Raw genomic sequence first — 5,907 nt, 5'->3', positions numbered from 1 at the left:
GGCGAATCCGCGCGGCGCGGCGCGGCCGGTGCGGTCCTTCGCCGCCGCGGGAACCGCCGTCAGGGGCAGGGAGGACGCGGCCGCACCGGCCAGGGCACCCATCGTCAGTACTGTTCGCCGTCGCAGGCTCATGTCGCTCCTTGTCCGGCCCACCGGGGCACGAGTCCGGCCCATCGGGGGCACGAGTCCGGCCCATCGGGGGCACGAGTCCGGCCCATCACAGGCACGAGTCCGGCCCACCGGGGGCACGAGGTGCCGTACCCGGGACGTGAGTCCGGATTGAATGTTTCAAACGATTCAATCGATGCGCCGGAAACTTATGCCTTTGATGTGCCCAAGACAATAGGTTTGAAAAAAGAGCTGCTACACACATCTTGACGCACGGCGATCCCCTTCATCAGAGTGACCGTCATCCAAAAAAACGATTCAACGCTCACGCTGTGAGAGGGGTCGCCGCATGCCACGACAGAGCCTGACGCGAAGGCGGTTCGTCATCGGAACGGGGATGGCGGCCGGTGCATGGGCGGTCACCGGAGGGCAGCCCGCCGCGGCCGACAGCCATGCTCCACGGGCCGGGGCCACGGCCTCCCGCCCCGCGTTGGCCGAGTTCGCGATGGGGTCGGTCCTGCTGCTGGACAGCCCGTTTCTCGACAACATGCGGCGCACCTGCGCCTACCTCGAAGCCGTCGACATCGACCGCCTGCTGCACACCTTCCGCACCAACGTCGGCCTGCCGTCGAGCGCGCAGCCCTGCGGCGGCTGGGAGGCCCCGGACGTCCAGCTGCGCGGCCACACCACCGGGCACCTGCTCTCCGGTCTCGCACTCGCGCACGCCAACACCGGGGACGACACGTACGCGGACAAGGGCCGCCGCATCGTCGATGTCCTGAGTGAGTGTCAGGCGGCTTCCCCCGCGGCGGGATATGGCGAGGGTTACCTCTCGGCCTTCCCCGAGCAGGTGTTCGCCGCCCTGGAGGCGGGGTCGAAGCCCTGGGCGCCGTACTACACGATCCACAAGATCATGGCCGGCCTGCTCGACCAGTACCAACTGTGCGGGAACGAGACGGCACTTGACGTCCTCAAAGCCATGACCGCCTGGGCCGACCGCCGCACCGCACCGCTCGGTCCGGATCAGCTCGACAACGTCAGACGGGTGGAGTGGGGTGGCATGAACGACGTGCTGGCCGCCCTGTATCTGGCCACCGGCAATCCGGCGGCCCTGCGCACGGCCCGCCGGTTCGACCAGGAGAACCTGTTCGGCCCGCTCGCCGAGGGGCGCGACGAGCTGGACGGCCGGCACGCGAACACCGAGATCGCCAAGATCGTAGGCGCGGCCCGGATGTACGAGGCGACCGGCGAGCGGCGCTACCACGCGATCGCCTCGAACTTCTGGGACATCGTTGTCCATGACCACTCGTACGTCATCGGCGGCAACGCCAACCAGGAGTTCTTCGGCCCGCCCGGCGAGATCGTCAGCCGTCTCTCCGAGGAGACCTGCGAGAACTGCAACACGTACAACATGCTCAAGCTGGGTCGGCGGCTGTTCCTGGACGACCCCTCCCGGGCCGAGCGCATGGACCACTACGAGTGGGCCCTGTACAACCAGATGCTCGGTGAGCAGGACCCCGATTCCCCGCACGGTTTCGTCACCTACTACACCGGACTGTGGGCGGGGTCCGAGCGGCAGCCCAAGGGCGGTCTGGGCGCGGCGCCAGGCAGCTACAGCGGCGACTACGACAACTTCTCCTGCGACCACGGCACCGGCCTGGAGACCCACACGAAATTCGCGGACAGCATCTACTTCCGCTCGACCGGTGCCGGACGCCCCGAGTTGTACGTCAACCTCTTCATCCCCTCCGAACTGCACTGGCGGGAACAGGGCGTGACGATACGTCAAGAGAGCGGCGGATACCCGGAGTCCGGGCGGGTCCGGCTCACGGTCACCGGTCCGCCGTCCCGGTTCCGGCTGCGGATGCGGATACCGGGATGGCTCGCCGACGGTACGCGCCCGCAGTCTCCCCGCATCACCGTCAACGGCCGCACCGTCTGCCGCGACGTAAAGCCGGGAACCTACGCGACCCTCGACCGGGAGTGGCGGTCCGGCGACACCGTCGTGATGACCCTGCCCCGCGAGATCGTGGAACGTCCCGCCCCGGACAACCCGCACGTCGTGGGGTTGTCCTACGGGCCGCTGGTACTGGCGGGCGAGTACGGGACGACCGCGTCCGTGACCATCCCCGCCCTCGACGACGGCCCGGTCCGCCGGGTCTCCGGCGGTGGAACCGTGTTCACGGCGCGCGCGGACGGGGCGCCGGTGACCCTGCGGCCCTTCCACCAGGTCCACCATCAGCACTACAACGTCTACTTCGCGCGTCCGCCCCGCCAGGACCGCCCCCGGGAAGTCGCCCGCTACCCGCTCGACGAGGGCACCGGCACCGCCGTCGCCGACGCCACCGGACGCCATCCCGAGGGCCTGCTCGCCGGGGGTGCGTCATGGACCGCCGGACGAGGAGCCGCCGAAGCCGTGGCCCTGGACGGCACGAGCGGCCATGTCGTGCTGGCCCGCGGGCTGCCGAGCGGCCTGGGCGAATTGACGGTGAGCGCCTGGGCGCGTCTGGACTCGGTGGCCAACTCGGCGCGGATCTTCGACCTCGGCTACCACAAGAGCACCTACCTCTTCCTCGCCGCCCGTACCGGAACGGGCTGTCCGCGGGCCGCTCTCAAGATCGCCGGGATGGAGGCGGAGGACGTCGTGGACGCCGACGTGTCCCTGCCGCTGGGCAGGTGGGTCCACGTGGCGCTCACCCTGGGCGGCGGCACGGGAGTGCTGTACATCGACGGGGCCGAGACCGGGCGCAACGAGACCATGGTCTGCTCACCGCTGCTGCTCGGCGGGACGACCAAGAACTACCTCGGGCGTTCGCAGAACGCCACCCACCCCTATCTGCACGGCGCCGTGGCGGACTTCCGCCTCCACAACCGGGTGCTGTCGCCCCGGGACGTGGCGGCGATGGCCCGCGGGTGAGGCCCTCCCCCGGCGTCTGAGGCCTCCTCCGGCCGTGGACCCGCCGGTGGTCCTCCTCGGGCCGGCCGGGGCCCCGATGCGCTCCGGCCCGGCCCGGGCGTACTCGGGTCCGATCCGGGCACGCCGCACCCCAGGTCCGATCCGGGCACGCCCCCGGCGCCGACAGCCGGGCGCCGTCGCCCCGACAGAGGGACCGCCCTTCCCCGTGCCGTCACGCAGCACGCGTGGCGTGCCGTCCTCGCGCAACTCCCGTACAGGAAGCAGACCGCAGAGCCATGTCGCACATGTTCAGCTCTCCCGAAGGCACCTCCCACCCGACCCGGCGCCGCTTCGTGGGCCTGGCAGCGCTCACCACCGCGACCGTCACGGGCGGCTTCCTCAACGGCCTGCCCGCGTTCGCTTCCGGGCAGTCCACGCACGCCGGCGGGACGGCGGCGGCCTCCCTGCCGGCCTTCGGCGACATCGACTTCGCCGACCCCGGTCGCGACAGCCGGCCCGCCGTGTACTGGTACTGGAACGGCCCGGTCACCAACGAACTCGTCGAGACCCAGATGGCCGACCTCCGCTCCAAGGGCATGTACGAGGTCATCGTCTTCCCCTACGACAACGACGCGATGCAGCCCGCCTTCTTCACCGAGGGCTGGTTCGACATCATCGAGCACGTGCTCGTCACCGCTGAGAAGACCGGCATGAAGGTGTGGCTGTTCAACGACAACCACTTCCCCAGTGGCCGGGCCGGTTACCTGATCGCCCAGGGCGGCACTGTCGGCTCACGCACCTACGAGGCCCGGCCCGACCTGCGGCTGAAGGGCTTGTGGCGCTCCACCCACGTCGTCCAGGGACCGGCGAGGGTGGACCCGGCCCGGACCACCGGTGTCGGCGTCGACGCCGGAAACCTGGTGGCGGATGCGGCAGTCCTGGTGGGCCCCGCCGTGCTGACCGACAGCGCCGGATGGGGCGACTGCACGGTCTCCGCGAGCGCCAAGCCGGACGTCGTCGCGTCCGGGATGCTGGTGAAGGCCTCGGAGGCGGGCGACGACGCGCTGCTGGTGGAGTTCGAGCAGACGGGTGTCGTCACCATCAGCCGGATCACCGGCGGGGAGGTCACCGAACTCGCCCGGTCCTCACGCACCGACGGCTTCAACAAGACCAAGTTCCACACCCTGACCGTCCGGGTGACCGGAGACACGGCCACCGTCACCCTCGACGGCAAGGACAAAGGCACCGTCACCGACGGGACCCTGTCCGGGGGCGGCGTCGGCGTGCACGCCCGGGACGGCCAGCGCTCCCTGTGGGACGGCCTGACCGTCACCGCTGCCGACGGCACCGACCTCTACCGGCAGTCCTTCGACCGGTCCTCCGCCGCGGGCGACTTCGCCGTCCGGGACCTGCCCGGAGGAGCCGCTCGCCCGGTCGCCGCCACCGCCCGCCCGGTGGACTCCACCGAAGCCGGTGACCTCGTCGAGCTCACCGGACACCTCGACGGCACCTGGCAGGTGCCCGCGGGGCGCTGGCAGATCGACCTGTTCGGCGGTGTGACGCTCACCGACGACTCCAGCGGCTACACGCGCGGGTACGCCGACCTCCTCGACGACGAGCCCGTCGAACTCTTCCTCGACATGGTGCCCGGCGAGTACCACCGTCGCTTCCGTCGCTACTTCGGCTCGGTGATCAAGGGGTTCTGGGACGACGAGCCGTTCATCGCCTCCGCCGCCCCGCACCCGTTCAAGCGCAGGCCCTGGTCGCCCGCGCTCGCCGCGGAGCTGAAGGCTGTCGGCGCCGAGCCCGGTGCCGCCTACGCAAGCGCCTTCGACGAACTCGGTGAACAGGGAAGGATTCTGCACGGCCGCTACTGGGAGGCCGTGTCCAACCGGTTCGCCCAGTACTTCGCCAAGCAGGCCAAGTGGTACGGCGACCGAGGCGTGAGCCTGATCACCAACCCCCTCTACGACGAGACGTCCCCTTCCAAGCGCCTGCAGTCCACCGGTGACCTGCACAAGGTCAACCAGTGGGCGCAGGTACCGGGCGGCGACGCGATCACCGGCGAGTACGAGCTCGCCACCCCCACCATGGACCCCCGCAACCCCGCCTCCGTCGCCCACCAGATGGGGCGCCCGCGCGTGCTGATGGAGGCGTTCGGCAACATGGGCTGGCAGGTCGCCCCCGACTTCGTACGGGCCCTGCTCGGCGCGTACGCGACCCGCGGCATCAACTTCACCGCGCTGCACGCGCTCTGGACCGACGAGACCCATGTCTACTTCGCGCCGCCGTTCGGCCCCCGCAACCCGTGGTGGTGGGCGATGCCTCCGATCACCGCGTGGATCGGCCGGGTCATGGAGCTGGCCCGCGGCACCTCGGGGGCCCGTACCGCGCTGCTGCAACCTCAGCGCGCCGCCGAGCAGTTCACCGCCACCGCCCGCCAGGGCGAGGTCGACACCGCCTTCGACGAGACCGCGTTCGCCCTGGAGCGCGCCCAGGTCGACTTCGACCTGGTGCACGAGGGCGCCCTGGCCGGTGACCCGGACCTGCTCGCGCACGCCGAGCCGCGCGACGGTGTCCTGCGGGTCGGCGAGGCGTCCTACGACCTGGTGGTGCTGCCGGTGGCCCCCGTACTGGAGACGGCCGCGGTGCACACCCTGACCTCGTTCGTCCGGGGCGGCGGCACCGTCGTCGCTGTGGGCGACCTGCCCGTTCTCGCCGCCGACGGCGACAACACCACGCTCGGACGCTCTCTGGCTGCGCTCTTCCCGCCCGGCACCGGCAGCCGCACCGTCGGCAGGGGCAAGACGGTACGGGTCGCGGACGAACCGGGGCCGTCTGCGCGATGTAGACGATGGCGAGTCCGACGAGACTGCCGGAGAGCCCCATCTTCGCGAACATCA

Annotated in this window: 2 protein-coding genes; both read left to right on the top strand. The window is 70.6% G+C overall.

The features are described 5' to 3' along the window. The first annotated feature begins 457 nt into the window (after nucleotides 1-457). Complete coding sequence (locus ACWD3D_RS32435; protein WP_451464310.1) at nucleotides 458-3,025, top strand: beta-L-arabinofuranosidase domain-containing protein; 2,568 nt, start codon at nucleotides 458-460, stop codon at nucleotides 3,023-3,025. 275 nt (nucleotides 3,026-3,300) lie between these two features. Next, nucleotides 3,301-5,907: DNA-binding protein (locus ACWD3D_RS32430; protein ID WP_451464309.1), on the top strand; the 2,607-nt coding region annotated here is incomplete at its 3' end.

It is taken from the genome of Streptomyces sp. NPDC002690, assembly GCF_053592415.1.
The sequence above is the reverse complement of the archived record's forward strand: the minus strand, read 5'-3'. Positions and strand labels throughout refer to the sequence as shown.